The 25693-nt window shown below is 63.1% G+C and carries 22 protein-coding genes; 2 read left to right on the top strand and 20 right to left on the bottom strand.

The annotated features are described in order from the left end of the window. Window positions 1–7: 7 nt before the first annotated feature. Complete coding sequence (locus QCE49_RS01435) at window positions 8–1891, bottom strand: ABC transporter ATP-binding protein/permease (RefSeq protein WP_250456607.1); 1884 nt, start codon at window positions 1889–1891, stop codon at window positions 8–10. 238 nt (window positions 1892–2129) lie between these two features. On the opposite strand from QCE49_RS01435, the gene QCE49_RS01430 reads away from it, so the two are divergent. Continuing rightward, on the top strand, window positions 2130–2525 hold the full coding sequence (locus QCE49_RS01430) for an acyl-CoA thioesterase (RefSeq protein WP_008351593.1): 396 nt from the start codon (window positions 2130–2132) through the stop codon (window positions 2523–2525). 10 nt (window positions 2526–2535) lie between these two features. On the opposite strand, the gene QCE49_RS01425 is transcribed toward QCE49_RS01430, so the two are convergent. Together QCE49_RS01425 and QCE49_RS01420 are read right to left on the bottom strand one after the other, a co-directional pair. Then, on the bottom strand, window positions 2536–5658 hold the full coding sequence (locus QCE49_RS01425) for an EAL domain-containing protein (protein ID WP_309805638.1): 3123 nt from the start codon (window positions 5656–5658) through the stop codon (window positions 2536–2538). A gap of 176 nt (window positions 5659–5834) precedes the next feature. After that, entirely contained in the window at window positions 5835–6314 is a 480-nt protein-coding gene (locus QCE49_RS01420) for a nitrate reductase associated protein (RefSeq protein WP_008351596.1), read from the bottom strand. A gap of 190 nt (window positions 6315–6504) precedes the next feature. On the opposite strand from QCE49_RS01420, the gene fdhD reads away from it, so the two are divergent. Then, on the top strand, window positions 6505–7332 hold the full coding sequence (gene fdhD, locus QCE49_RS01415) for a formate dehydrogenase accessory sulfurtransferase FdhD (RefSeq protein WP_250456609.1): 828 nt from the start codon (window positions 6505–6507) through the stop codon (window positions 7330–7332). A 24-nt stretch (window positions 7333–7356) separates the two neighbouring features. On the opposite strand, the gene QCE49_RS01410 is transcribed toward fdhD, so the two are convergent. The 17 genes from QCE49_RS01410 to QCE49_RS01330 all read right to left on the bottom strand — a co-directional run bounded on the left by QCE49_RS01410 (window position 7357) and on the right by QCE49_RS01330 (window position 25676). After that, window positions 7357–8121: an enoyl-CoA hydratase gene (locus QCE49_RS01410; RefSeq protein WP_008351601.1), complete on the bottom strand. Its 765-nt coding sequence runs from the start codon at window positions 8119–8121 to the stop codon at window positions 7357–7359. A 53-nt stretch (window positions 8122–8174) separates the two neighbouring features. Next, window positions 8175–9374: an acetyl-CoA C-acyltransferase gene (locus QCE49_RS01405; protein ID WP_034470589.1), complete on the bottom strand. Its 1200-nt coding sequence runs from the start codon at window positions 9372–9374 to the stop codon at window positions 8175–8177. A gap of 15 nt (window positions 9375–9389) precedes the next feature. Next, entirely contained in the window at window positions 9390–11810 is a 2421-nt protein-coding gene (locus QCE49_RS01400) for a 3-hydroxyacyl-CoA dehydrogenase/enoyl-CoA hydratase family protein (RefSeq protein ID WP_309805636.1), read from the bottom strand. Between the two features lie 221 nt (window positions 11811–12031). Beyond that, entirely contained in the window at window positions 12032–13819 is a 1788-nt protein-coding gene (locus tag QCE49_RS01395; protein ID WP_008351605.1) for an acyl-CoA dehydrogenase C-terminal domain-containing protein, read from the bottom strand. 69 nt (window positions 13820–13888) lie between these two features. Further along, on the bottom strand, window positions 13889–14563 hold the full coding sequence (locus QCE49_RS01390) for a TetR/AcrR family transcriptional regulator (RefSeq protein WP_008351607.1): 675 nt from the start codon (window positions 14561–14563) through the stop codon (window positions 13889–13891). Window positions 14564–14835: 272 nt separating this feature from the next. Beyond that, a complete protein-coding gene (locus tag QCE49_RS01385; RefSeq protein WP_034470584.1) occupies window positions 14836–16125 on the bottom strand; it encodes a phosphatidylserine/phosphatidylglycerophosphate/cardiolipin synthase family protein in 1290 nt (429 codons plus the stop codon). Next, window positions 16122–16598 carry a dihydroneopterin triphosphate diphosphatase gene (gene nudB, locus QCE49_RS01380; protein WP_008351611.1) on the bottom strand — a complete coding sequence of 159 codons (477 nt, stop codon included), beginning with the start codon at window positions 16596–16598 and terminating at the stop codon, window positions 16122–16124. Before nudB ends, QCE49_RS01385 begins: the two co-directional genes overlap by 4 nt. 109 nt (window positions 16599–16707) lie before the next feature. Beyond that, entirely contained in the window at window positions 16708–18510 is a 1803-nt protein-coding gene (aspS, locus tag QCE49_RS01375) for an aspartate--tRNA ligase (protein ID WP_008351612.1), read from the bottom strand. Window positions 18511–18601: 91 nt separating this feature from the next. Continuing rightward, a complete protein-coding gene (locus QCE49_RS01370) occupies window positions 18602–19264 on the bottom strand; it encodes a DUF502 domain-containing protein (protein ID WP_008351614.1) in 663 nt (220 codons plus the stop codon). Between the two features lie 134 nt (window positions 19265–19398). Next, a complete protein-coding gene (locus tag QCE49_RS01365; protein ID WP_008351617.1) occupies window positions 19399–19770 on the bottom strand; it encodes an FmdB family zinc ribbon protein in 372 nt (123 codons plus the stop codon). A gap of 149 nt (window positions 19771–19919) precedes the next feature. Next, window positions 19920–20537: a methyltransferase gene (locus QCE49_RS01360; RefSeq protein WP_250433651.1), complete on the bottom strand. Its 618-nt coding sequence runs from the start codon at window positions 20535–20537 to the stop codon at window positions 19920–19922. A gap of 11 nt (window positions 20538–20548) precedes the next feature. Next, complete coding sequence (gene ubiB, locus QCE49_RS01355) at window positions 20549–22120, bottom strand: ubiquinone biosynthesis regulatory protein kinase UbiB (protein ID WP_008351622.1); 1572 nt, start codon at window positions 22118–22120, stop codon at window positions 20549–20551. A gap of 22 nt (window positions 22121–22142) precedes the next feature. After that, entirely contained in the window at window positions 22143–22847 is a 705-nt protein-coding gene (locus tag QCE49_RS01350; RefSeq protein ID WP_051996412.1) for an SCP2 sterol-binding domain-containing protein, read from the bottom strand. Window positions 22848–22972: 125 nt separating this feature from the next. After that, entirely contained in the window at window positions 22973–23983 is a 1011-nt protein-coding gene (locus QCE49_RS01345; protein WP_008351625.1) for a Tim44-like domain-containing protein, read from the bottom strand. Between the two features lie 25 nt (window positions 23984–24008). Continuing rightward, window positions 24009–24740: a bifunctional demethylmenaquinone methyltransferase/2-methoxy-6-polyprenyl-1,4-benzoquinol methylase UbiE gene (ubiE, locus tag QCE49_RS01340; RefSeq protein WP_250456610.1), complete on the bottom strand. Its 732-nt coding sequence runs from the start codon at window positions 24738–24740 to the stop codon at window positions 24009–24011. An 84-nt stretch (window positions 24741–24824) separates the two neighbouring features. After that, entirely contained in the window at window positions 24825–25232 is a 408-nt protein-coding gene (locus tag QCE49_RS01335; protein WP_008351631.1) for a gamma-butyrobetaine hydroxylase-like domain-containing protein, read from the bottom strand. Between the two features lie 9 nt (window positions 25233–25241). After that, on the bottom strand, window positions 25242–25676 hold the full coding sequence (locus QCE49_RS01330) for an HIT family protein (protein WP_008351633.1): 435 nt from the start codon (window positions 25674–25676) through the stop codon (window positions 25242–25244). Window positions 25677–25693 lie beyond the last annotated feature (17 nt).

Below are 25693 nucleotides of genomic sequence, written 5' to 3'. Positions count from 1 at the left end.
CAGCGCGTCATTCGCCCAGTGTCGCCAGCGCCGCCTCTCCTTCGCCGGAGCTGGCGGCGCGCTGTTGCTGAAGCGCCCACATCTGCGCGAACAGCCCGCCCGCACGCAGCAACTCCGCATGCGTGCCGCGCTCGACGATGCGCCCGTGATCCATCACGATGATCTGCTGCGCATGCACGACCGTCGATAGCCGATGCGCGATGATGAGGGTCGTCCGCTCGCGCGCGATCGAGTCGAGTTCGTGCTGAATCGCGCGCTCGGACTTCGAATCGAGCGCGGACGTGGCTTCGTCGAAGATCAAAATCGGCGGATTCTTGAGCAGCGTGCGCGCGATCGCGACGCGCTGCTTCTCGCCACCCGACAGCTTCAATCCACGCTCGCCGACGGCCGTGTCATAGCCCGCCGGCAACGCCTCGATGAAATCGTGGATATGCGCCGCGCGCGCCGCCGCGATCACTTCGTCGCGGCTCGCCGAAGGACGCCCGTACGCGATGTTGTAATAGATCGAATCGTTGAAGAGCACGGTGTCCTGCGGCACGATGCCGATCGCCGCGCGCAACGAATCCTGTGTGACGTCGCGAATGTCCTGCCCGTCGATGCGAATGCTGCCGCCCTGCGCGCGATCGAGATCGTAGAAGCGAAAGAGCAGCCGGCCGAGCGTCGATTTGCCCGAGCCGCTGTGTCCGACGACCGCCGTCGTCGTGCCCGCGGGAATCGTGAAATCGACGCCATGCAGGATCGGCCGCGCCTTCTCATACGCGAAGCTCACGTTCTCGAAGCGCACTTCGCCGCCGCGCACGGCAAGCGCGGGCGCGTTCGGCGCATCGGGCACTTCGCGGCCCGCGCCGAGCAGCGTGAACATGCGATCCATGTCGGTCAGCGCCTGCTTCAGTTCGCGATACACGACGCCGAGAAAATTCAGCGGAATGTACAACTGCAACACGAAGGTGTTGATGAGCACGAGATCGCCGAGCGTCAGACGCCCCGCCATCACGCCCTGCGTCGCGCGCCAGAGGATGAAAACGAGCCCCACGCCGATGATCGTCTGCTGCCCGAAGTTCAGCATCGACAGCGAGCGCTGCGACTTGATCGCGGCCGCGCGATAGCGCTGAAGATTTTCATCGTAACGGCGCGTTTCCCACTCTTCGTTGCCGAAGTATTTCACGGTCTCGTAGTTGAGCAGCGAATCGATCGCGCGCGAATTCGCTTTCGAATCGAGATCGTTCATCGTGCGGCGAAAGTGCGTGCGCCACTCCGTCACCTTCACCGTGAACACGATATACGTGACGAGCGCGATGAACGTGACGATCGCGTAATACGCCTCGTACTTCGTCACGAAGAACGCGAGCACGAGCCCGACCTCGACGAGCGTCGGCAGAATGCTGTAGAGCGAATACGAAACGAGCTGCTGGATGCCGCGCGTGCCGCGTTCGATATCGCGCGACATGCCGCCCGTCTGTCGCTCCAGATGAAAGCGCAGCGACAGCGAATGCAGATGCCGGAACACTTGCAGCGCGAGTTGCCGCACGGCGCTTTCCGTGACCTTGGCGAAGAGCAGTTCGCGCAACTCGGTGAAGAGCGACGTAGAAAGCCGCGCGGCCGCATACGCGACGACGAGCAGCCCGATTCCGCCGATCAGCACGATGCCCGGCGAATCGTTCGCGCGTCCGAGCGCGGTGAGATGCTGCACGGAAGCGAGGCCGTCGACGATGCGCTTCATCACGATCGGCACGCCGAGGTTCGCAACCTTCGCGCCGATGAGGCACGTCAGCGCGAACGCGACGCGCCATTTGTACGTCGTGAGATAAGGCAGCAGCGAGCGGATCGTCTGCCAGTCGTTGCGCGGGCCTTGCTGCGCGGGCCCGGGCTCTGCGTTCGGGAAGCGGCGCATGAGTTCGTATCGTTCGAGCGCGTCGCGCGAATGGAGTCGGGCGCGGCGTGGGGAAGGTTTTTATCGTCGAAACGGGCGCAACTTCGTCTGGATGCTTTCCCGTACAATTTGCTGCAAGCCCCTGGCGCGACGTCGCGCGCAATCGGGCTCATTCATAAATAGGCATTGTCGCAGAAGGTTCAAGAGGCCGCTCACGCGCGCCAGCCTTCGCGCCGCCTTGCAAACCGGAACGCCTCCCATGACCGACCATCCCAATCTTCCTGAGAAACACGTCGCGCTGCGCGTCGTGCCGCAGCCCGCCGACGCCAACGTCCACGGCGACGTGTTCGGCGGATGGATCATGGCGCAGGTCGATATCGCCGGCTCCATTCCGGCGAGCCGCCGCGCGAACGGCCGCGTCGCGACCGTCGCCGTGAATTCGTTCCTGTTCAAGCACCCGGTTTTCGTCGGCGATCTGCTGAGCTTTTACGCCGACATCGTCAAGACGGGCAACACGTCCATCACGGTGTCGGTCGAAGTCTGGGCGCAGCGCATGAGCCTCGCCGAAGAAGTCGTCAAGGTGACGGAAGCGACGCTCACCTACGTCGCGACTGACCGCGATCGCCGCCCGCGCGTGCTGCCGTCGCTGGACTGATAAAAATCGATCAGTGGGGCAGCACGCCCTGCTGCAAAAGGCCCGGAATCGCCTCGTGCGGCATCGGGCGCGAGAAAAGGTAGCCCTGCATTTCGTCGCAATCGCGCTCGCGCAGGAAATCGTGCTGCGCGTGCGTTTCGACGCCCTCCGCGATCACCTGCATCTCGAGCGAATGCGCGAGCGCGATGATCGCCGACGTGATGGTTTCATCGTCGCCCGACGAGCCGATATCCGCGACGAACGAGCGATCGATCTTCAGCCGATGCACCGGAAAGCGCTTGAGATACGACAGGCTCGAATAGCCGGTGCCGAAGTCGTCGATTGCAATACCGATGCCGAGCGCCGATAGCTCCGAGAGCATCGTGATCGCTTCCTCGGCGTTGCGCATGATCGCGCTTTCGGTGAGTTCGAGTTCGAGATAGCGCGGCGCAAGGCCCGTCTCTTCGAGCACCGAAGTCACGAGCCGGGCGATGTCGCGCTGCTGGAAATGCCGCGCCGACAAGTTCACCGACACGCGCGCCGGCGGCAGCCCCGCATCCTGCCACGCCTTGTTCTGCCGGCACGCTTCGCGCAGCACCCATTCGGAAAGCGGTCCGATCAGCCCGCTCTCCTCCGCCACCGGAATGAACGACGCCGGCGACACGAGCCCTTGCTCGGGGTCGTGCCAGCGCACGAGCGCTTCGATGCCGACGAACAGACGCGTCGACATGTCGACCTGCGGCTGATAGTGCAGCAGGAATTCGCCGTCGCGCAGCGCGCGCCGCAAGCGCCGTTCGAGATTCATGCGCGCGCCGACGCTCGCGTTCATCTCCGGCTGATAAAACTGATAGTTGTTGCGGCCCATGTCCTTCGCGCGATACATCGCGAGGTCGGCCTTCTTCATCACGGTTTCGGCGTCGTCGCCGTCTTGCGGATAAAGACTCGCGCCCATGCTGCAGCCGACATACAGCTCGGTGTCGTCGATCCACACCGGTTCGGAGATCGCCGCGCGCGTGCGCTCCATCCACACGATGAGACCGGCTTCGTCGGTGATGTCCGGCAGCACGACGACGAACTCGTCGCCGCCGTGACGCGCGACCGTATCGCTCGTACGCGCCGAGCGCGCGAGCCGCTCCGCGATCACCGCAAGCAGACGGTCGCCGACGCTGTGGCCGAGACTGTCGTTGACGTTCTTGAAGCCGTCGAGATCCATGAACACGACCGCGATCTTCGCATCGCGCCGCCGCGCCGTTTCTATCGCGTGCTGCAGGCGATCTTTCAGCAGATTGCGATTCGGCAGGCGCGTGAGCGTGTCGTAATTCGCCTGATATTCGAGCTCTTCCTGATAGCGCATCAGATCGGTCACGTCGTTGATGATGCCGATGTGATGCGTGGTCATGCCCTGCGCGTTCGGCACCGGCGCGACGAAGAGCTGGTTCCAGAAGAGCGCGCCGTCCTTGCGATAGTTGCGCACGACGACGCTCGCTTCCATGTTCGCGTCGAGCGCGCGGCGGATCGACGTGAGCCCTTCCTGATCTCCGTCCGGGCCGTGCAAAAAGCGGCAATCCTGGCCGATGACCTCGCTCGGGTCATAACCCGTGATGCGCTTGAACGCCGGATTCGCATACTCGATCACGTTCGCGCCATCGACGACGCCGGTGATCAGAATCGCGTTCACGCTCGCGTCCAGCGCGCGGCTTTGCAGACGCAGCGCGAGTTCGGCGCGCTTGTGATCGGTGACGTCGTGATACGAACCGAGCACGCCGATGGTCTGCCCTTCGCCGTCGAGCAACGGCAGCTTGCTCGAAACGACGGTGCGCAACTGGTCGCCCATCACGATGTCGCGCTCGTGATGCATCTTCGGCACGGTCGTGACGATGACCTCTTCGTCGTCCGCGCGCACCAGATCCGCGAGCGCGCTCCACGGCAAGTCGAAATCCGTCTTGCCGATGACCTGCTCGTTGTACGCGAGACCCGCATCGCGCGCGAACGCATTGTTGCAGCCGAGATAGCGCAGTTCGCGGTCCTTCCAGAACACGCGCTGCGGAATGTTGTCGATGACCGCTTCGAGCATCTCGTTCGAGCGGCGCGCTTCGGCTTCCGCGTTGATGCGGTCGGTCACGTCGTTCGCCAGCATGAAGATGCCCGGCCGGCTCGAGTAGATGAGCGAGTGATGCGACACGTCCGCGCCCACGATCGATCCGTCCTTGCAGCGATAGCGCCAGACGCCCGCCGAACCTCGTCCCGACTGAGCGCGCTCGCCCCGCTCGCCGCCTTCGCCGCCGCTGCGCGCAAGACGCGCGGCGAAGCTGTCGAAGTCGTCCGCATGATGCAGATCGCGCAGCGTCATGTCCATGAACTCCGGCTCGTTGAAGCCGAAGTGTTCGATCGCGGCCTGATTCACGGCAACGAAGCGCATCGTCTCGCTATCGACGATCCACATCGGCACCGGATGCGCCTCGAACATGCCGCGAAAGCGCTCGTTGCTGCGCTGTCGCGCGCGCGCCGCGCCGAGCTTCTCGCGCGATTGCCGCTCGCGACTCGCGAAGAGCCAGATCAGCACGGCGCTGCCCGCGAGCATCGTGAAGACGAGCAGCAGCATGGCGCCGCTCGACGCCCGCGCGGACTGATCGAGCGCGCCGATCGTCGCGTTGTCGATGCGCGAGCGCACCGCCGCGAGCTCGTCGTCGACGCCTTGCTGATCCTCGCCGAGCGTAACGAACGCCGCATCGGCCCATGCACGGGACGCGTCGGGGCTCGCGTTCTTCGCGCGCTGGAAGGCGACGTCGGCGTCGTGCCGCATGACGGCGGCGCGGGCGGCGAGCGCATCGAATGCGCCCATCATGCCGGGCTCCATCTCGAACTGCGCGCGCAGGCCGCTTTCGAGCGCGTCGAGATGCGCCACGCGTTCCTGATGGCCCGCTGCGGTTTCCGCGATGCCGGTCGCTTCGAAGCGGCTCAGTTGCGTCAGCGATTCGCCGAGCGTGCTGCGATAGTTCGCGAGGTCGCGCAGCAGGCTCATCGAGCGCAAGGTGCGCGCGTCGCTTTCACGCAGACCGCCGATCCGCTCGCAGGCGACGAACGCGTTGGCGCCGAGCGCGGCCAGCACGACGGCAATGTTGACGAGCAAACCTCTGGAGAGGAATCGAGTCATGAAGAGCGGGCTAATCCCTTTGATGCGCGCACATCGAACGCAATGCGCGGCGTGGCGAACGGCTCCACGCCCGATTAATGGATAACGTCCATTAACGGCGCCTCTCGCCCGACATTTAGGGCTCACCCGCAAATAATCTGATTAAAGCGGCTGCTTAACGTTTGCGAGCCGCGTGCTCACTCCGTGAGACCGAACTCTTTCATCGCGGGCAGGAAATCGTGATTGACCTTGTCGGTGTTGCGCGAGAGTTTCGCGAGCGCGTAACGCTGGAAACGATCGAGTTGGCCCCAGCGATCGAGACTCGGCGCGCTGATCCCGGAGAGGCTGCTTTGACGGATCACGGTTTCCGGCACGGCATCGGCGTGCATCCACACCGGATCGGGATCGCGTTCGATCTTTTCGGGCGCGGCATTGGCGTGCGTCTTCAGCATCTCTTCAAGCGCGAGGTCGAAGTTCTTCTCGAGCTCGGCCTCTTCTTCGATCGGAAAGCGCGCCAGCAACGCGCGATCTTCGTAAGGAAGCTGCTGCCATTGGTCAAGCGAGATGCGCATGCCGAAGCGGTCGAGATTGAAGCGCACGGCAAGCGGAATGAAGCGCAGATTGTCAGAGGATTCGACTTCGAATCCGAAGAGACGCGCGGCGTCGTAAAGTCCCATAGCGAAGCCTCGTTGGATTGAAGCGGGCGGCGCGGCGCGCGATGCCCGCTTAAGTTATTGTAGGGCCTTGGATCTGGCTGGAACCATTGCAATCTAGCCGCTGTTCGCGTCGCGATGCGTGCGGACAGCAACTTTTGGCAGCAAGTCACATACCCGACTTTACTCGAAGTGAGCGGTCAGGAGCATTGAAGTGGAACAACTCGAAACCGACGACCAACCCGGCTTCGTCGAGCGCCAGGTGCGCAGGCATCGCAAGAACGAAGTTGCGATCGCCGCTGACAACGTCGGTCAGGAATGGCCCGTCGCGCTGGTTTTCAACGGCATTTCGCACGCGGTGATGATGTGCACGCCACGCGATCTCGAAGCGTTCGCAGTGGGCTTTTCGATGACGGAAGGCATAGTTGAGCGCGGCAGCGATATCCACGATATCGAGGTTTATTTGCGGGATGACGGCGTCGCGTTGCCGCATGCGGAAGTGCATCTGCAGGTCGTGCAGCAGGCTTTCGCGTCGCTGAAGGACAAGCGGCGCGCGCTCGCCGGGCGCACCGGATGCGGCGTGTGCGGCATCGAAAGCATCGACTTGCTCGATCTTCAGCCGGAACGCGTGCCGGAGACCGGCTTTCTGAATCGTCTCGCGCCCGATGCGATCGAACGCGCCGCGCGCGAATTGCCCGCGCATCAGCAATTGACGAAGCTGACGGGCGGTCTGCACGCCGCCGCGTGGTGCGACGAAAACGGCGCGGTGCGCTACGCCTTCGAGGACGTCGGGCGGCATAACGCGCTCGACAAGCTCATCGGCCAGTTGATCCTGCGCCGCGAGGACACGACGCAAGGTTTCGTGTACCTGTCGAGCCGCGCGAGCTATGAACTCGTGCGCAAATCGGCGCGCGTCGGCGTGCCGATGATCGCGACGATTTCCGCGCCGACCTCGCTCGCCATTTCGATCGCGAAGCAGGCGGGCCTGCGGCTCGTCAGCTTCGCGCGCGAGAACAGCTTCGTCGAATACGATGTCGAGTGAAGCGCGCTATTCGAACTATCCGAGCTATTCGAACTTGCTGAAGTCCGGCTTGCGCTTCTCGAAGAACGCCTGAAACGCCTCGCGCGCTTCGGGCGCGACGAGCATCCGCGAGAAATGCGCGGCTTCGTCTTCCATGCGCGCGGTCACTTCGTGCGCGTGCGCGCCTTTCATCAGCGACTTGGTCACGCGCAGCGACGACGCCGGCAGGAGCGCGAGCCGCTTCGCCTTGTCGAACGCGTAGGCGTCGAGTTCGGCGGCATCGATCGCGCCGTTGAGGAAGCCCATGCCGATCGCTTCGTTCACGTCGAACGCTTCGCCCAGCAAGAGCTTTTCCGCCGCGCGCTGATAACCCGCCGTGCGCGGCAGCAGCAGGCTCGACGCCGCTTCCGGACACAGCCCCAGTTGCGAAAACGGCAGCGAGAACTTCGCGTTCGGGCTCGCGTAGACGATGTCGCAATGCAGGAGCATCGTGGTGCCGATGCCGACCGCCGTGCCCGCGACCGCCGCGACGATCGGCTTCGGAAAGCCGGCGATGCGCCGCAGGAACTGGAAGACGGGCGCGTCGAGTCCCTTCGGCGGATCGTTCAGGAAGTCATCGAGGTCGTTGCCGGCGGAGAACGTCGTGCCGTTCGCGCGGATCAGCACCGCGCGCACGGTCGGGTCCATCTCGGCTTCGTAGAGGCCGTCGGCCATTTCCTGATACATCGCCGCGGTGATCGCGTTCTTCTTTTCCGGACGATTGAGCACGATGCTCAGCACGCCGTCCGCGCGTTCGATCTGAATCTCCATCCGCTGTCTCCTTTGTCGGTCCGCGAGCTTTCGGCACTCGCGGACCGTTTGCGTCAAAGCCGCTCGATGATGCCCGCCGCGCCCATGCCGGTGCCGACGCACATCGTCACCATGCCGTACTTCAGGTTGCGGCGACGCAGGCCGTGCACGACCGTCGACGCGCGGATCGCGCCCGTCGCGCCGAGCGGATGGCCGAGCGCGATCGCGCCGCCGAGCGGATTGACCTTGGACGTATCGAGTCCGAGATCGCCGATCACCGCGAGCGCCTGCGCCGCGAACGCTTCGTTCAGCTCGATCCAGTCGAGATCGTCCTGCTTCAGGCCCGCCGCCTTCAACGCGGCCGGAATCGCTTCCTTCGGCCCGATGCCCATGATCTCGGGCGGCACGCCGCGCACCGCGAAGCTCACGAAGCGCGCGAGCGGCGTGAGGTTGAACTGCTTCAGGATCTTTTCCGACACGACGATCAGCGCGCCGGCGCCGTCCGACGTCTGCGAGCTGTTGCCCGCCGTCACCGAGCCTTTGTTCGCGAACACGGGACGCAGCTTCGCGAGACCTTCGACCGACGTATCCGCGCGCGGACCTTCGTCGAGCGCGATCTCGCGCGCGTTCACGCGAACTTCGCCCGATGCGAGATCGGGGAAGCGCTCGTTCAACGTGTATGCGGCGATTTCATCGGCGAATTCGCCCGCTTGCTGCGCGGCCAACGCCTTGCGATGCGACTCCGCGGCGAACGCGTCCTGCGCCTCGCGGCTCACCTTCCAGCGTTCCGCGACGCGCTCCGCCGTCAGCCCCATGCCGTACGCGATGCCGACATCTTCGTTGCGATCGAAGATATGCGGCGACAGCGAAGGCTTGTTGCCCATCATCGGCACCATGCTCATCGACTCGCAGCCGCCGGCGATCATCGCATCGGCTTCGCCGACGCGGATGCGGTCCGCCGCCATCGCGAGCGCCGTCAGGCCCGACGCGCAGAAGCGGTTCACCGTGACGCCGCCGACGGTATTCGGCAAGCCCGCGAGCAACGCGCCCATGCGCGCGACGTTCAGTCCTTGCTCGGCCTCGGGAATCGCGCAGCCGACGATCGCGTCCTCGATCACGTTCGTATCGAGCCCCGGCACCTGCGCGACGGCCGACCTGATCGCGTGGACGAGCAGCTCGTCCGGGCGCGTGTTCCTGAACACGCCGCGCGGCGCCTTGCCGATCGGCGTGCGGCTCGCGGCGACGATGTATGCGTCTTGAAGTTGTTTGCTCATCTTATGCAGCTCCGCTTAGTTACGCACCGGCTTGCCGGTCTGCAACATGCCCATGATTCGCTCTTGCGTCTTTTGCGTGCCGAGCAGCTCGACGAACGCGCGGCGCTCCAGCGCCAGCAGCCATTCTTCGTCGACGAGACTGCCCGCTTCGACATCGCCGCCGCACACGGCTTCGGCGATACGGCTCGCGATCAGATAGTCGTGATCGCTGATGAAGCGGCCGTCGCGCATGTTGACGAGCGACGCCTTGATCGTCGAGATCGCCGAGCGGCCCGCGACCGGCACCTGCTTCACGCGCAACGGCGGACGATAGCCCGATGCGCTCAATGCGCGCGCTTCCTTCTTCGCGATGTCGAGCAGTTCGTGCACGTTGAAGACGATCGTGTCGGACGGCTTCAGATAGCCCATCGCGCGGGCATCGAATGCGGAGGACGACACTTTCGCCATCACCGCGTTTTCGAAGGACTTCTGCAGGAACTTGAGCAGATCGCTGGTCGCGTTAACGGCGCTCGCCGCTTCCGCCGCGCGGAGTGCCGCTTCCTTGAGACCGCCGCCCGCCGGCACGAGACCGACGCCCACTTCGACGAGACCGATATAACTCTCGACATGCGCGACGCGCTTCGCCGAATGCAGCAGCAGCTCGCAACCGCCGCCGAGCGCAATGCCCGAAACCGCCGACACGACCGGCACGTTCGCGTATTTCACGCGCATCATGCCTTGCTGGAACTTTTTCACGAACGGCTCGATGCCCTTCGCGCCGCCCATCATGAACGCGGGCATCGCTTCTTCGAGATTCGCGCCCGCCGAGAACGGACCGCCCGGCGCGCCGAGTTGCAGCGAAGTCGGCTGCCAGATCACGACCCCACGGTATTCCTTCTCCGCGAGTTCGATGGCTTGCGTGAGGCCGTCGATCACGCCCGGACCGATGGTGTTCATCTTCGACTTGAACGACACGATCACGACATCGCTTTGATCGTCGTCGAGCCACGCGCGCACGTTTTCGGTTTCGAAGAGCGTCTTGCCGTAGGTCTTCGGATCGGCGCCCGTCTCACCGACGAGCGGCGCGCGGAACACCTGCTTCTCGTACACGGGCAGCCTCGAGCGCGGCTCGAAACGGCGCGCGGCGGGCGACCACGAACCTTCGTCCGTGTGCACGCCGTTCTTCTCGGCGACGGGACCATCGAGCACCCACGCGGGCAGCGGCGCGTTCGAGAGCGCCTTGCCTGCATCGATGTCTTCCTGGACCCACTTCGCGATCTGCTGCCAGCCCGCGGCTTGCCAGCTTTCGAACGGTCCCTGGTTCCAGCCGAAGCCCCAGCGGATCGCGAGATCGACGTCGCGCGCGTTGTCCGCGATCGATTCCAGATGGACCGCGATGTAGTGGAACACGTCGCGGAAGATCGCCCAGAGGAACTGCGCCTGCTTGTTGTCGGTTTCGCGCAAGAGCTTGAAACGCTCGGCTGGCGGACGCTTCAGAATGCGGCCGATGAGTTCGTCGGCTTTCGCCCCGCCATCGACATAAGAAGCCGTCTTCGGATCGAGAACCTTGATCGCCTTGCCTTCCTTGCGATAGAAACCCGCGCCCGTCTTCTGGCCGAGCGCGCCGTTCTTGACGAGCGCGTCGAGCACGGGCGGCGTCTTGTAGACGGCGAAGAACGGATCGTCGGGCAGGTTGTCCTGCATCGTCTTGATGACGTGCGCCATCGTGTCGAGACCGACGACATCGGCTGTGCGGAACGTCGCGGACTTCGCGCGGCCGAGGCGCGAGCCGGTGAGATCGTCGACTTCGTCGAAGCGCAGGCCGAACTTTTCGGCTTCGGCGATGACCGCGAGAATCGAGAACACACCGACGCGATTCGCGATGAAGTTCGGCGTGTCTTTTGCGCGCACGACGCCCTTGCCGATCACGCTCGTCAGGAACGTTTCGAGTTGATCGAGGATCTCGGGCTTCGTGGATGCGGTCGGGATCAGCTCGACCAGATGCATGTAGCGCGGCGGATTGAAGAAGTGCACGCCGCAGAAGCGCGATTTGAGTTCATCGGAGAAGCCGTTCGACAGCTCCGTGATCGACAGGCCCGACGTGTTGCTCGCGAAGATCGCGTGCGGCGCGATGTGCGGTGCGACCTTCTTGTAGAGATCGTGCTTCCAGTCCATGCGCTCGGCGATGGCTTCGATCACGAGATCGCATTCTTTCAGTTTCTCGATGTCGTCGTCGTAGTTCGCGGGTTCGATGTACTGAGCGTCGTCTTTCACGCCGAACGGGGCGGGCGACAGCTTCTTCAGATTCTCGATGGCCTTCAGCGCAATGGCGTTCTTCGGGCCTTCCTTGGCCGGAAGGTCGAAGAGCATGACCGGGACGCGGGCGTTGATCAGATGGGCGGCGATCTGCGCGCCCATCACGCCCGCGCCGAGCACGGCGACTTTTTTGACGTTCACGGTGGGGTCACTCCGGGGTTCGTGAATGTTTGGGGTTTCGTCTTGCTGCGGCTTTCGCTTTTTTGTTCGCTTTCGCTTTCGCTCGGGTTCGCTTCCGCCTTCGTGCAATCCTGTTTTCGCGTCGGTCCATTAGCACTGCCGCCCCGCACAGGGGCAGAGCTAATAGACCGACACGAAAACGGGATCCCCCGAAAGCGAAAGCAGAAGCGAAAGCAAAAACATCAAAACAACGCTTCGTCGTAATCCATCATAGGCTTGGCACCGGCCCGAGCAGCGCGAATCGTAGAAGCGGTCTCAGGCAGCAGCTTGGCGAAATAGAACCGCGCGGTGGCCAGCTTGGCCTTATAGAAAGCATCACCGCCAGAGGCACGATCGAGCGCAACCCTCGCCATCCGCGCCCAGAAATAAGAAAACACGAGATGCCCGACAGTGCGCAGGTAGGGCACAGCAGCAGCCCCGACCTCATCGGGATTCTGCATGGCCTTCATGCCGATCTCCATCGTGAGCTTCTGCACCTTCTCGCCGATATCCGCGAGCGGATTGATGAACTCCTGCATCTCCGGCTTCACGCCTTCCTGCTCGACGAAGTCCGCAACCAGCTTGCCGAAGCGCTTCAGCTTCGCGCCCATGTCGCCGAGAATCTTGCGGCCCAGCAGGTCCAGCGCCTGAATGGAATTCGTGCCCTCGTAGATCATGTTGATGCGCGCATCGCGGACGTATTGCTCCATGCCCCATTCGGAGATGAAGCCATGTCCGCCGTAGATCTGCATCGCCATGTTCGTGCCTTCGAACGCGTTATCGGTCAGGAAAGCCTTGATGACCGGCGTCAGCAGCGCGACAAAATCGGCGGCTTCGGCGCGCACGGCTTCATCCGCATGCGACAGTTCCTTGTCGATATTCAACGCCGCCCAGTACGTGAACGCGCGGCCCGCCTCGGCATAGGCCTTCTGCGTGAGCAGCATGCGACGCACATCCGGATGCACGATGATCGGATCGGCGGCCTTCTCCGGCGCCTTCGGGCCGGTCAGCGAGCGCATCTGCAGACGCTCTTTCGCGTACACGAGCGAGTTCTGATACGCGACTTCAGTCAGCCCGAGACCCTGCATGCCAACGCCCAGACGCGCTGCGTTCATCATCACGAACATCGCGTTCAAGCCCTTGTTCGACTCGCCGACGAGCCAGCCCTTCGCGCCGTCGAGGTTCATCACGCAGGTCGCGTTGCCATGAATGCCCATCTTGTGCTCGATCGAGCCGCACTTGATGTCGTTGCGCGCACCGACCGCACCGTTCGCGTCCGGTACGAACTTCGGCACGATGAAAAGCGAGATGCCCTTGGTGCCCATCGGCGCGCCGGGCAGACGCGCGAGCACCAGATGAACGATGTTCTCGGCCATGTCGTGCTCGCCGCTCGAAATGAAGATCTTCGTGCCGGTGAGCGCGTACGAGCCGTCGGGATTCGGCTCGGCCTTCGTGCGCAGAATGCCGAGGTCCGTTCCGCAATGCGGTTCCGTGAGGCACATCGTGCCGGTCCACTCGCCCGAGACGAGCTTCGAGAGATACGTCGACTTCTGCTCCGGCGTGCCGTGCGCATGCAGGCATTCGTAGGCGCCGTGCGACAGGCCCGGATACATCGTCCAGGCCTGATTCGCCGAGTTGAGCATTTCGTAAAGCGCGTTGTTCACGAACGCGGGCAAGCCCTGGCCGCCGTACTCGGGATCGCATCCGAGCGCGGGCCAGCCTGCATCGATGTACTGCCGATAAGCTTCCTTGAAGCCGGCAGGCGTCTTCACGACGCCATCGCCCTCGTAAGTGCAGCCTTCGCGGTCGCCGCTCTGATTGAGCGGGAACACGACTTCGGAGCAGAACTTCCCGGCTTCCTCGAGCACCTGATTGATGGTGTCGGCGTCGAGGTCGGCATGCTTCGGCATGCTCTTCAATTCGGCTTCCACGTTCAGCACTTCGTGCAGCACGAACTGCATGTCGCGAAGGGGGGCGGCGTACTGTCCCATGAGTCTCTCCAGTTTCTTCAAGCGTCTGGTTGCGCGCCGCCGAACCCTTTGTCGATTCGAACGGCGCCGCTAACGGCTGTCGGTCTGTTGCGATGTCAGATTCGTGGCCGGGATCGGAGTCGGCTGCGCAACGCTTCCATTCGCGCCCGCACTCGACGTCTGATACGACTGAATCGTCTTTTCCAGCGCGTCCCGCGTCAGTTGCACGGCTTCCGGCAGATGCAGGAAGCGCGCGTCGTGATGCAGGCCGAGCGTAAAGCTGTACAGCTCGAACAGCATCAGATGCGGATCGGTTTCCGCCTTCAGATGCCCTTCGTCCTTCGACTGGCGGATCGCGCGCAGCAGCGCCTCGCGCCACATGCTCACGCTATGCACGAGCTGCTCGCGCACGGCGCTCGCGGCGCGGTCGTCGTACTCCACCGCTCCGCTGATATAGATACAACCCGTGGTCACTTCCTGGATGCGTTTCTCCATCCAGCGATTCATCATCGCGCGCAATCGCGGCAGGCCTCGCACCTCACGCAGGCTCGGAAAGAACACCTCATCTTCGAAGCGCCTGTGGTACTCGCGCACTACTTCCACCTGCAAGTCCTCGCGCGACCCGAAATGCGCAAACACACCGCTCTTGCTCATTTGCATCCGTTCGGCCAACAGGCCGATCGTCAGCCCTTCCAGCCCGTCCCGACTTGCCAACTCCAGCGCTGCGTCGAGAATCGCGGCCCGCGTCTGTTCGCCTTTTCGCATGATGTCCCTACCGTTCTTATGTGACCCGTAAAATCGAACGGCCGTTCTATTATTATGGCCGAACGTTGGTGATACAAGCAGATTTTTAGACACGCATTTCTAAAACGCCAAGCCTTGTCTATAGGATAAATCTCAACAATGTCCGGGTTCATTGTCGCGTTTTATGTACGGACTGCCTGTAAGTGACTGCCCGAATTTCCCGATTCGTGGGAAGCCTTCTGCAGCGCTGCTTGTCGGTATGTATTTTTGCGCAATCGCTGCTAAAAGGCAGGTTAATCGTACTGCCCGATGGTGATCACCTTCATCATCAGCCGGTACGTGTTATAAGCCAGCCAATTAAGCGTGCGCTCCGTAACGGGCCGCGCCGCATAGTGTTTTTCATCGATGGGGCGGCCTTCGTCAAAAGCCTGAAGAATGGCGTCGTGCAACCCCGCGATCTCGGAATGATTGACGAGCACCATGTTGGCCTCGTTGTTGAGCACGAGCGAAAGCGCATCGAGATTGGATGAGCCGATGGTCGCCCAGTCCGCGTCCACTACCGCGACCTTGCCGTGAAGCATCGTCTTCTCATACTCGGCGATCCTCACGCCATGCTTGAGCAGATTGCCGTAGAGAAACGGCGTCGCGTAATCGAGCGCGACGAACTCCTTACGACCAATGACGAGGGACACGCGCACGCCGCGCTCCGCCGCGTTGACAAGCGCGCGCCGCAGCTTGCGACCCGGCATGAAGTAAGGATTCGCCAGCAGGACTTCGCTCTCGGCGTTCGCGATCGCCCGCAGATACGCCTTTTCGATCGCGCGCCGGTTGAGCAAATTGTCGCGCGCGACGAACGCGACGCACGGGCGATCGACCGCGTGAATCTCGCCGAGACGCGCGCGCCGGCGTGCCAGCATGGCGCGACGGGCGTTCCATCGGCCGGGCGCGCGATCGCTCTCTTGCGTTTCACAACCCGGCTGCGACGGCTGACGCGGCTTCACGCCGAGCCGGATGCGCTGCCATTGGAGATCGAACGCTTCGCGCACGTCCTTGACGACGGGGCCTTGCGCCTCCATCGCGAAATCCCAGCGCGGACGCTCCAGACGCGTGCCGTTCTGGTCGTAGTCGTCGACGATATTGATGCCGCCGCAAAACGCAAAGGTCTCGTCGATCAGCGCGAGCTTGCGATGCGTGCGCGACCAGCCTTGCGGACCGAACAGCAGATGCGGATTATAGATGCGATGCTCGACGCCGCGCGCCTTCCAGAGCTCGAACATCGGCAGATTGCTTTCCGTGCCGATGCCATCCGTGATCACGCGTACCGTGACGCCACGCTCGGCGGCGCGCACGAGCGCATCGGAGACGGCGCGACCGATGTCGTCGTTGGCGAAGATGTAGGTTTCGAGCGACACCGATTTGCGCGCGTTGTCGATCCGCTCGATCAACGCCGGGAAGAACTGCACGCCACCTTTGAAGAGCCTGACGTGATTGCCCGTCGTAAAGCATAAGCGCGGCGGCCGGCGGCCGGAGAACAGCGCCTGGCGCAGCCGCTTGAAACTGCGCCGGGGACGCAGTCCGATCATCGGTTATGCGCCGCGAGGCGCTCGGGCAATTGCAGGATCGCTTCCCGGTTCGACCACGAGAAGCATCGGTCGGCGGCCTCGCGAAACGGCAGCCAGAGATGCGCGGTGTGTTCGCGCGGCGCGAGCGTCACTTCGAGACAATGTGGCACGAGCAGGCTGAACTGATGCTCAGTGTTGCGCATGATCCCTTCCGCGTAGCGATGCCGCCATTGCGGATAAATCTCGTACTGAATGCTGTGATGCCAGTCGAGCAGCGCGTTCTCGGGCACGAGCGCGCTGCCTATCACGATGCCCGTCTCTTCCTGCACCTCGCGCGCGGCGGTCTCGATGAGCGGCTCGTCGATGTGATCCTTCGAGCCCGTCACCGATTGCCAGAAGCCCTTGTGATCCGCGCGTTCGATGATGAGCACGTCGAGCTCGGGCGTATGAATGACGACGAGGACGGATTCGGGAATTTTGGGCGGCTTCTGCATGAGCTTTTGAACGCGCGTTTCTTTATCTGTTTATGCCCAAAGACTGTAACGCAAAAAACGAAAAAGGCGCACCCGGCGCCTTTTTCATCACATCGACAACGAAAGCTGCTTATTGCGCTTTCTGCTCCGGCTGACGCAGACGGATGTGCAACTCGCGCAACTGGCGCTCGTCCACTTCGCTCGGGGCCTGCGTGAGCAGATCCTGCGCGCGCTGCGTCTTCGGGAACGCGATCGTGTCGCGGATCGAATCGGCGCCGGACATCAGCGTGACGATGCGGTCCAGACCGAACGCGATGCCGCCATGCGGCGGCGCGCCGTACTGCAGCGCGTCGAGCAAAAAGCCAAACTTCAGGCGGGCTTCTTCAGCGCCGATCTTCAGCGCGCGGAACACCTTGCTCTGCACGTCTTCCTGGAAGATACGCACGGAACCGCCGCCGATTTCCCAGCCGTTCAGCACCATGTCGTACGCCTTCGCAAGGCAGCGGCCCGGGTCCGTTTCCAGATACTCGAGGTGCTCGTCCTTCGGGCTCGTGAACGGGTGATGCGCGGCCACGTAGCGGTTCTCTTCCTCGTCGTACTCGAACATCGGGAAGTCGATGACCCACAGCGGCTTCCAGCCGGTTTCCAGCAGGCCGTTCGCCTTGCCGAATTCCGAATGACCGATCTTGAGACGCAGCGCGCCGAGGCTGTCATTCACGACCTTCGCGCGATCCGCCGCGAAGAAGATGATGTCGCCGTCTTCCGCCGCCGTGCGCTCCATGATCGCCGCGAGCGCCGCGTCATGCAGATTCTTGACGATCGGGCTTTGCAGGCCGTCGCGGCCCTTGGTCTTGTCGTTGACCTTGATCCACGCGAGCCCCTTCGCACCGTAGATGCGCACGAATTCCGTGTAGCCGTCGATGTCGCCGCGCGACAACTCGCCGCCCTTCGGCACGCGCAGCGCCGCGACGCGGCCGTCCTTCGAGTTGGCCGGCATGCTGAACACCTTGAAGTCGACGTCCTTCACGGCATCCGTCAGGTCGGCGAATTCGAGCTTCACGCGCAGATCCGGCTTGTCGGAGCCGAAGCGGCGCATCGCTTCCGAGTACAGCATGACCGGGAATTTCTCGGGCAGCGCGACTTCCATCGTCTCCTTGAAGACGTGGCGGATCATGTTCTCGAACAGATCGCGGATTTCCTGCTCGGTGAGGAACGAGGTTTCGCAGTCGATCTGCGTGAATTCCGGCTGACGGTCGGCGCGCAGGTCTTCGTCGCGGAAGCACTTGGTGATCTGGTAGTAACGGTCGAAGTTCGCGACCATCAACAATTGCTTGAACAATTGCGGCGACTGCGGCAGCGCGAAGAACTGGCCCGCGTTCACGCGCGACGGCACGAGGTAGTCGCGCGCGCCTTCCGGTGTGCTCTTGGTCAGCATCGGCGTTTCGATGTCGATGAAGCCCTGCGCGTCGAGATACTTGCGCACTTCCATCGCGACGCGATAGCGCAGGCGCAGATTCTTCTGCATCTGCGGACGGCGCAGGTCGAGCACGCGATGCGTGAGGCGCGTGGTCTCCGACAGGTTGTCGTCGTCGAGCTGGAACGGCGGCGTCACCGATGCGTTCAGCACCACGAGTTCGTGGCACAGCACTTCGATCTTGCCGCTCGTGAGGTTCGCATTGACGGTGCCTTCCGGACGGTTGCGCACGACGCCCTTCACCTGCACGCAGAACTCGTTGCGCACGCCTTCGGCCACCTTGAACATCTCGGCGCGGTCCGGGTCGCAGACGACTTGAACGAGGCCTTCGCGGTCGCGCAAGTCGATGAAGATAACGCCGCCGTGATCGCGCCGGCGATGCACCCATCCGCACAGCGAGACGGTTTCGCCCAGTCGGGCCTCGGTCACCAGACCGCAGTATTCAGATCGCATCGACATGATGTTGTGTCTTTCGTTGTTCGTTAATCAACGGCTCGCGCGCTCGGGTCATGCTCTCTCGCGGCTGACTCTCGCTGCGCGCGCGCCGGCATTACATCGGCGGCTCGGTGGGGCGGCGGGCTGGCGCGACCGGTGTCGGTGCGCTCGGCGAAGGGGCCACCACGCCCATCGAGACGATGTACTTCAGTGCGGCATCGACGGTCATGTCCAGTTCGACGACTTCGCTTTTCGGCATCATCAGGAAGAAGCCGGACGTCGGGTTCGGCGTCGTCGGCACATAGACGCTCACGTGCTCTTCATCGAGATGATTCAGCACGTCGCCGCCCGGAATGCCCGTGAGAAATCCGATGGTGTACGAGCCTTTGCGCGGATACTCGATCAGGAGCGCCTTGCGAAACGCGTTGCCGCTCGAAGACAGCAACGTGTCCGACACCTGTTTCACGCTCGTGTACAACGGGCCGACGACCGGAATGTGACGAAGGATGGCGTCCCACCATTTCACGAGCTTCTGGCCGACGAAGTTCTGCGTCAACAGCCCGACGATGAAAATGAACGCAAGCGTCAGCACCGCGCCCACGCCCGGCAGATGAAAACCGACGATCCGCTCGGGCTGCCACGATTGCGGCAGCAGAAGCAGCGTCTGGTCCATCGTTCCGATCACGAGCCCGAGCACCCACAAGGTGATGGCGAGCGGCACCAGCACGAGCAGGCCGGTGAGGAACACGGTTTTCAGCGTAGTCTTTTTCGTGGTCATTTACACGGGGCGAAGGCTGCGCCGGCTCTCGAGTGCGTCGGAGATTCGGCTTGGCAGGCGGGTCGCGCTCGGCTGAGCGCGGTCTACGAGGTCATCGGCGCGGCATGTGGCCGGCCGCGCCGGCCGTCTGGCGCTCAGGCGGCGCTCGACGATGCGGACGCGCCCGCGGCGGGTTTGGCGGCATCCGAGGATGATGGCGTGCTCGCCGGCGTCGCGCTATCGCTCGAATTCGAGTTGCCGGAACCGGCCGAAGCGGCATCGTCCGATTTCGCCGCCGATGCGTCAGACGCGGCCGCGTTGCTCTTGTTGCCGGCATTGCTGTTTCCGCCACGGAAGTCGGTGACATACCAGCCTGAACCCTTCAACTGGAATCCGGCGGCGGTCACCTGCTTCGAAAAAGTGTCCTTCCCGCAGGCGGGACACTGCGTGAGCGGCGCATCGCTCAGTTTCTGAAGCACGTCTTTTTCGTGGCCGCAGTCGGCGCAACGGTACGCGTAAATCGGCATGGCACTCTTCCTACAATGATCTGTCGACGCTTGCAAAGCCTTGAATTATAGCCGCAAACCGATATTGGCCCGCGCTTTTCGGGACCGCGGGCGCAAGATTAACCGCGCAATATTTCAGGGCGTCGGCGGCGAATTTCAAGCCGGCTGGCTCAGATTCGCCGCCACGTCATCCAGCGCTCGCGGCCGGCGAATACGGGTATCGAGTGGCTCACCTCGCGGTCTTCGATCAATTCGAAGTGCGGCGACAGTAGCGCATCCAGTTCGGCGCGCTCGATTCCGAAAGGCGGCCCTTTCGGCGTCGCTCCGATGAAAAAGAAGCCCGCCAGCAGCGCGCCGGGCGCAAGCAACGCCGCCATCCGGCTGGCGTAATCCTGCCAGCGGGTCTTCGGCAGCGCGCAGAGAAACGCGCGCTCGTAGATCCAATCCGGCGAAAACGGCGGCACATACGCAAAAAAATCCGCCTCTTCGACGACGCCCGCATGCGCGCCGAGTTGCGCGCGCGCCGCCTCGACAGCGGCCGGCGAGAAGTCGATTGCGCGGACCGGCCAGCCGCGTTCGGCAAGATGGAGCGCTTCGTACGCGCTGCCACAGCCCGGAATCAGCACACTCTGCGCACTGCGCGACGCGACGAAACTCTTGAACATCTCCGGAACGCCGGCCTGATCCCACGGCGTGAAGTGCTGACCGAAACGTTCATCCCAGAAACCCGGAGAGTTCGGATCGCGGTTTTCGAAATCGGGAACGTTTGAGTTCGTCGGATCGCTCATGCTGCGCGCCTTCAGGGATGGAGCCAGAACTGCGCGATTACGAAGCCCGCGCCCGCCATCGCGACGACACCGGCAACGAGCACCGCGACGAGCAGGCGGTTCGTGCGCTTCTGCTCCGCAAGGAGCATTCGCATCAGTTCGTCGCTGCCGCTTTTCGGCGCGTCGTGGCGCTCCGCCAGAATATGGTGAATCAACCGCGGCAGCTGCGGAATCGTCTTGCTCCACTGCGGCGCTTCCATTTGAAGGCGCTCGTACCAGCCGCGCCAGCCGATCTGCTCGTTCATCCAGCGCTCGAGATACGGCTTGGCCGTTTTCCACAGATCCAGCTCCGGATCGAGCGAGCGCCCGAGTCCTTCGACGTTGAGCATCGTCTTTTGCAGAAGCACGAGTTGAGGCTGAATCTCGACATTGAAGCGTCGCGACGTCGAGAAAAGGCGCATCAGCACCTGCCCGAGCGAGATGTCCTTCAGCGCGCGATCGAAATAGGGCTCGCAGACCGCGCGGATCGCGCTTTCCAGTTCCTCGACGCGCGTGCTCGGCGGCACCCAGCCGGATTCGAGGTGCAGCGTCGCGACGCGGTGATAGTCGCGCTTGAAGAAGGCGAGGAAGTTCTGCGCGAGGTAGTTCTTGTCGAAGTCCGAAAGCGCCCCGACGATGCCGAAATCCAGCGCGATATAGCGCCCGAACGTCGCCGGATCGAGGCTCACCTGAATGTTGCCGGGATGCATGTCGGCGTGAAAGAAGCCGTCGCGGAACACTTGTGTGAAGAAAATCTCGACGCCTTCGCGCGCCAGCTTGGGAATATCGACGCCCGCGGCGCGCAAGGTCTCCACCTGGCTGATCGGCACGCCGACCATGCGCTCCATGACGAGCACCGTCGGCGCGGACAAGTCCCAGTACATCTCCGGCACGAGCAGCAGATCGAGCCCCTGGAAATTGCGGCGCAACTGGCTGCCGTTGGCGGCCTCGCGCATCAGATCGAGCTCGTCGTGCAGATATTTGTCGAACTCCGCGACCACTTCGCGGGGTTTCAGACGCCGGCCGTCCGCCCAGAGGCGCTCGGCCCACGTCGCGATGTCGCGCAGCAGGGCGAGGTCGGAGTCGATCACGGGCAGCATGCCCGGGCGCAACACCTTCACCGCGACGGCCTTTCCCGCGTGCTCGCCGTTCCTGATCTTCGCGAAATGCACCTGCGCGATGGACGCGCTCGCCACCGGCACGCGCTCGAAATCGTCGAACAATTCGTCGATGGGCGCACCGAGCGATTTCTCGATGATCGACACGGCCACCGCCGAATCGAACGGCGGCACCTGATCCTGAAGCTTGGCGAGCTCGTCGGCGACATCGACGGGCAGAAGATCGCGCCGCGTCGACAGCACTTGCCCGAACTTCACGAAGATGGGCCCGAGGCTTTCCAGCGCGAGCCGCAAGCGGATGCCGCGCTCGACGTCGAACCTGCGGCCGAACGTCGTGATACGCATGAGGTAGCGCACGCGACGATCGTCGATGCCGCTCATCACCAGCTCATCGAGACCGAATCGGACGATCGTGAAAAAAATCTTGAGGAAACGCAGAAAACGCATGGTTCGAATTTGCTTCAGCTCGTTATTCGTGCGAGTCGCGCACAGACTCGCCGCCGGATCGCGCTGAGGCGCCGCTCGCCGGCCGGGATTGTTCGGTTTGCCGTTCGATTCTTTCGATGCGCTTTTCGACGCGCGCCAGTGCATCGCGCGCTTTCGAAAGCTCGGCATTGAATGCGTCGAGCGCGCTCTTGCGCACGAGTTGCGGGCGCTCGTCGAGGAAATACTCGGTGAAGGTGTCAAGAAGATTGCGCCCGGTGCGCTGCGCCTGCTCCTGCACCGCCCGCGCGATGATGCCAACGCGATGCGCGGGCGCGTCGCCGATTACGCGCGCCAGATCCTCTTCCGGATCCCAGCGCAGATGTTCGGCCAGCTTGGCGAGCGTCGTCGCGAATTCGGCGTCGCCCTCGATGCGAACGTGTTTCATCACCGCCGCCTGGCCGCCTTGCACGAACGCGGGCAGCGCGTCGAGCGGCACGGCGATCGTCACGTCGAATGCGCCCGCTTCCGCTTCCGTGGTTGCCGCGAAGAGACCGTCCGGCTGCACGACGAGCGCGATCGAAACCGGCCCGCACGACAGCTTCACGCGCTTGCCTGCATAAGGCTTGAGCCGCTCGAGCGCCCAGGGCTCGCGCACGAGCAGATGGTTCACGGCGGCCGCGAATCCACTGGACGCGGTCTTCAAGGCGGGATTTGCTGCGGGACGGGCGGATTCGTCTGCGTTCGTCATCGGCTGTGAGATGAAAAAACCCGCGCGGGACACTTCTCGCGCGGGTTTCTATTCTACCTTCGCAACCGGCCATCACACCGACGGTTGCCGGCGCCCTGGCCATTCGGCCAAGGGCATGGTCAAGCTCAACTGACCTGCTGAATGCCCGCCAGCAGCCAGCCTTCGTTGCCCGACTTCTGCTTCGACAGGTTCCAGACCTCGACGAACGGTTCCGCCGCCGCCCCTTCCGACTCGCGGATCAGGCCGTGGAAGCGCACGCTCGCGAGATACTCGGACGCGCGGTCCTCGACACCGAGCACATCGGCGTTGAGCTGAACCACGTCGGTACGGTTCGGCGCGCTGCCGCGTGCGTCGACGTCGAGTTTCACCTCGGCGAACATCTCGGGCGTCGTGAACTCGCGGATGTCGTTGACGTTGCCGCGATCCCACGCGTCCTGCAAACGCACGAAGTAGACCTTCGCGTTACGCACGAATGCTTCGGTGTCGAAGCCCGCCGGCACGTTGGGATTCGCGACCGCTTGCGTCGCCGGCGATTCGATGTAGTTGGCACCGAAACCGGTCGGCTGCTGCGGCATTTGCGGCGGTTCCTGATTCAGGCTCTGGCGCGCGGCCGCGCCGTACGGCGAACCCGAAGCAGATCCGGCACCCGCGTATGCCGGCGTGTTGTTGCCCTGACGCTTGCGCATGATGAAGCGGAACAGCATGACGGCCGCCAGCACGATCAACGCGATCATGATCATGTTGGCCATCGCGCCGGCGAACGCCTCGCCCAGCCCGAAGTGCGACAGGAGCGCCGCGATGCCGAGACCCGCCGCGAGACCGGCGATCGGCCCGAGCCAGCGATTGCGCGCGGGTTGCGCCGCGGCGGGTGCGGCCGGCGCGGCCGGCGCGCGTTGTGCCTGCGCTGCGTTGTTCTGCTGCATCGATTGAGACTGCGAAGGCGGCGTCGCCTGATGCTGCTGCGTTGCCGTGGCCGACTGACGGCCCATGCTGCGGCCGCCGCCCATACGCTTGGCTTCCGCCGTTTCCGCGAAGATTGCGCCGGCCGCAATAACGCCAGCCAGCGCCAAGATTCCGGCCTTCCTGAAGAAGAGGTTCAGGAAACCCCGGGATTGGGGTTTGCGCGAATCGAACATATCGAATCCTTAAGAGAGTGGAACATCAAAATTTGGTCCCGACGTGTAACGCTACCACGCCACCTGACAAATTGTAATATTCGACTCGATCCAGGCCCGCTTGTTCCATCATTGTTTTGAGAGTTTCCTGGTCCGGGTGCATGCGGATGGACTCGGCCAAGTACCGATAGCTATCCGCATCTTTAGCCACTTTTTCGCCAAGCCACGGCAAAATCTTGAAACTGTAGACATCGTACGGCTTCTTTAGCGGCTCCCATACTTTCGAAAATTCCAGCACGAGCAGCTTTCCACCGGGTTTCAACACGCGCGTCATTTCGGCCAACGCGCGATCCTTATGCGTCATGTTACGAAGACCGAAGGCAACTGTAACCACATTGAAATAATTGACCGGGAACGGAATCTTTTCGGCGTCGCAGAGCAGCGCGGGCGTCAGCACGCCTTTGTCGATCAGCCGGTCGCGGCCCACGCGCAGCATCGATTCGTTGATGTCCGTGTGCCAGACTTCGCCGGTCTCGCCGGCCTGCTTGGCAAACGCCATGGCGAGATCGCCCGTGCCGCCGGCGATGTCCAGCACCTTGTAGCCCGGCCGCACCTTGGCCTGCCCGATCGTGAAGTGTTTCCAGATCCGATGCAGTCCGCCGGACATCAGGTCGTTCATCAAGTCGTAGTTGCCCGCGACGGAATGAAACACGCCCGCCACTTTCTTCGCCTTGTCCTGCTCTTCGACCGTTTCGTATCCGAAGTGGGTCTTGCTCATCGCGCGTTTTCCTCGCCTGTTGTTCGTTCTATGTCTGCGCAAAACTCGCGCCGGCTATGCGGCGTTATGCCGCAGCCCTATTGCTCAGTGACAGTGTCCGCCGGATGGTTTTGCGGCCATCGGCGCGTCTCGGTCCACGCCGGCGGCTTCCAGCTTCGCCAGATACTCGCGCCACAGTTCGTCCTGACGCGTCGCCAGGTCGTGCAGGATGTCCCAGGAATAGATGCCGGTATTGTGACCGTCCGAAAAATTGAGTTGCAGCGCATAGTGCCCGACCGGATCGACGCCGATGATCGTCACCTCGCGCTTGCCGGTTTGCAGCGTTTCCTGTCCGGGGCCGTGGCCCTGCACTTCGGCGGACGGCGAATAGACGCGCAGAAGCTCGAACGGCACGCGATACGACTCGTCGCCGTATTGCAGCTCCAGCACGCGCGATTTCGAATGCACGACGACGCCGGTGGGAATCGGCGTCGTGGAAGTGAGTCCGCTCATGATCTCGTCTTATTGATGGCCGAAGGCCTGGTTCAGCTCGTTGCGCACCTGTTCGCGCAAAAGCGTGGCCTGCGCGCGGCGCTTCGATAGCTGCGATTCGGACACCGTGCGCTGGCGCGGCGCCCAGATCGGCAGAGGAAAGCGGGAATCGTTGGAAAAGCGTGGAATGACGTGCCAGTGGACGTGCGGCACCTGATTGCCGAGACTTGCCAGATTGATCTTTTCCGGCACGAGCACGCGGCGCATCGCGCGCTCGACGCCGTTGACGGCGGTCATCACGCGCACGCGGTCGGCATCCGGCAAATCGGACATTTCGGCGACGTGCGCGCCCCAGATCACGCGACACAAGCCCGGCCAGTCGGGCTCATCGGCAAGGACGACGCGCAACGTGTCGTCCGACCACAGCACTTCGCCGCCGTCTTCACGGCAAAACACACAGTCCATCTCATACCTCTAGCGAA

The sequence above is a fragment of the Caballeronia sp. LZ008 genome (assembly GCF_031451435.1).
Taxonomy (GTDB): domain Bacteria; phylum Pseudomonadota; class Gammaproteobacteria; order Burkholderiales; family Burkholderiaceae; genus Caballeronia; species Caballeronia zhejiangensis.
This window is presented reverse-complemented; position numbering and strand designations above follow the sequence as displayed.

Excerpts from the sequence above, each read along its gene's own strand:
- QCE49_RS01425 (WP_309805638.1), bottom strand. The coding sequence starts at position 5,658 with ATGACTCGATTCCTCTCCAGAGGTTTGCTCGTCAACATTGCCGTCGTG.
- QCE49_RS01405 (WP_034470589.1), bottom strand. The coding sequence starts at position 9,374 with ATGAGCAAACAACTTCAAGACGCATACATCGTCGCCGCGAGCCGCACG.
- QCE49_RS01435 (WP_250456607.1), bottom strand. The coding sequence starts at position 1,891 with ATGCGCCGCTTCCCGAACGCAGAGCCCGGGCCCGCGCAGCAAGGCCCG.
- QCE49_RS01370 (WP_008351614.1), bottom strand. The coding sequence starts at position 19,264 with ATGACCACGAAAAAGACTACGCTGAAAACCGTGTTCCTCACCGGCCTG.
- QCE49_RS01430 (WP_008351593.1), top strand. The coding sequence starts at position 2,130 with ATGACCGACCATCCCAATCTTCCTGAGAAACACGTCGCGCTGCGCGTC.
- QCE49_RS01390 (WP_008351607.1), bottom strand. The coding sequence starts at position 14,563 with ATGCGAAAAGGCGAACAGACGCGGGCCGCGATTCTCGACGCAGCGCTG.
- QCE49_RS01335 (WP_008351631.1), bottom strand. The coding sequence starts at position 25,232 with ATGAGCGGACTCACTTCCACGACGCCGATTCCCACCGGCGTCGTCGTG.
- QCE49_RS01395 (WP_008351605.1), bottom strand. The coding sequence starts at position 13,819 with ATGGGACAGTACGCCGCCCCCCTTCGCGACATGCAGTTCGTGCTGCAC.
- QCE49_RS01410 (WP_008351601.1), bottom strand. The coding sequence starts at position 8,121 with ATGGAGATTCAGATCGAACGCGCGGACGGCGTGCTGAGCATCGTGCTC.
- QCE49_RS01420 (WP_008351596.1), bottom strand. The coding sequence starts at position 6,314 with ATGGGACTTTACGACGCCGCGCGTCTCTTCGGATTCGAAGTCGAATCC.
- aspS (WP_008351612.1), bottom strand. The coding sequence starts at position 18,510 with ATGTCGATGCGATCTGAATACTGCGGTCTGGTGACCGAGGCCCGACTG.
- ubiE (WP_250456610.1), bottom strand. The coding sequence starts at position 24,740 with ATGAGCAAGACCCACTTCGGATACGAAACGGTCGAAGAGCAGGACAAG.
- QCE49_RS01330 (WP_008351633.1), bottom strand. The coding sequence starts at position 25,676 with ATGGACTGTGTGTTTTGCCGTGAAGACGGCGGCGAAGTGCTGTGGTCG.
- nudB (WP_008351611.1), bottom strand. The coding sequence starts at position 16,598 with ATGCAGAAGCCGCCCAAAATTCCCGAATCCGTCCTCGTCGTCATTCAT.
- QCE49_RS01350 (WP_051996412.1), bottom strand. The coding sequence starts at position 22,847 with ATGACGAACGCAGACGAATCCGCCCGTCCCGCAGCAAATCCCGCCTTG.
- QCE49_RS01385 (WP_034470584.1), bottom strand. The coding sequence starts at position 16,125 with ATGATCGGACTGCGTCCCCGGCGCAGTTTCAAGCGGCTGCGCCAGGCG.
- QCE49_RS01365 (WP_008351617.1), bottom strand. The coding sequence starts at position 19,770 with ATGCCGATTTACGCGTACCGTTGCGCCGACTGCGGCCACGAAAAAGAC.
- QCE49_RS01360 (WP_250433651.1), bottom strand. The coding sequence starts at position 20,537 with ATGAGCGATCCGACGAACTCAAACGTTCCCGATTTCGAAAACCGCGAT.
- QCE49_RS01345 (WP_008351625.1), bottom strand. The coding sequence starts at position 23,983 with ATGTTCGATTCGCGCAAACCCCAATCCCGGGGTTTCCTGAACCTCTTC.
- ubiB (WP_008351622.1), bottom strand. The coding sequence starts at position 22,120 with ATGCGTTTTCTGCGTTTCCTCAAGATTTTTTTCACGATCGTCCGATTC.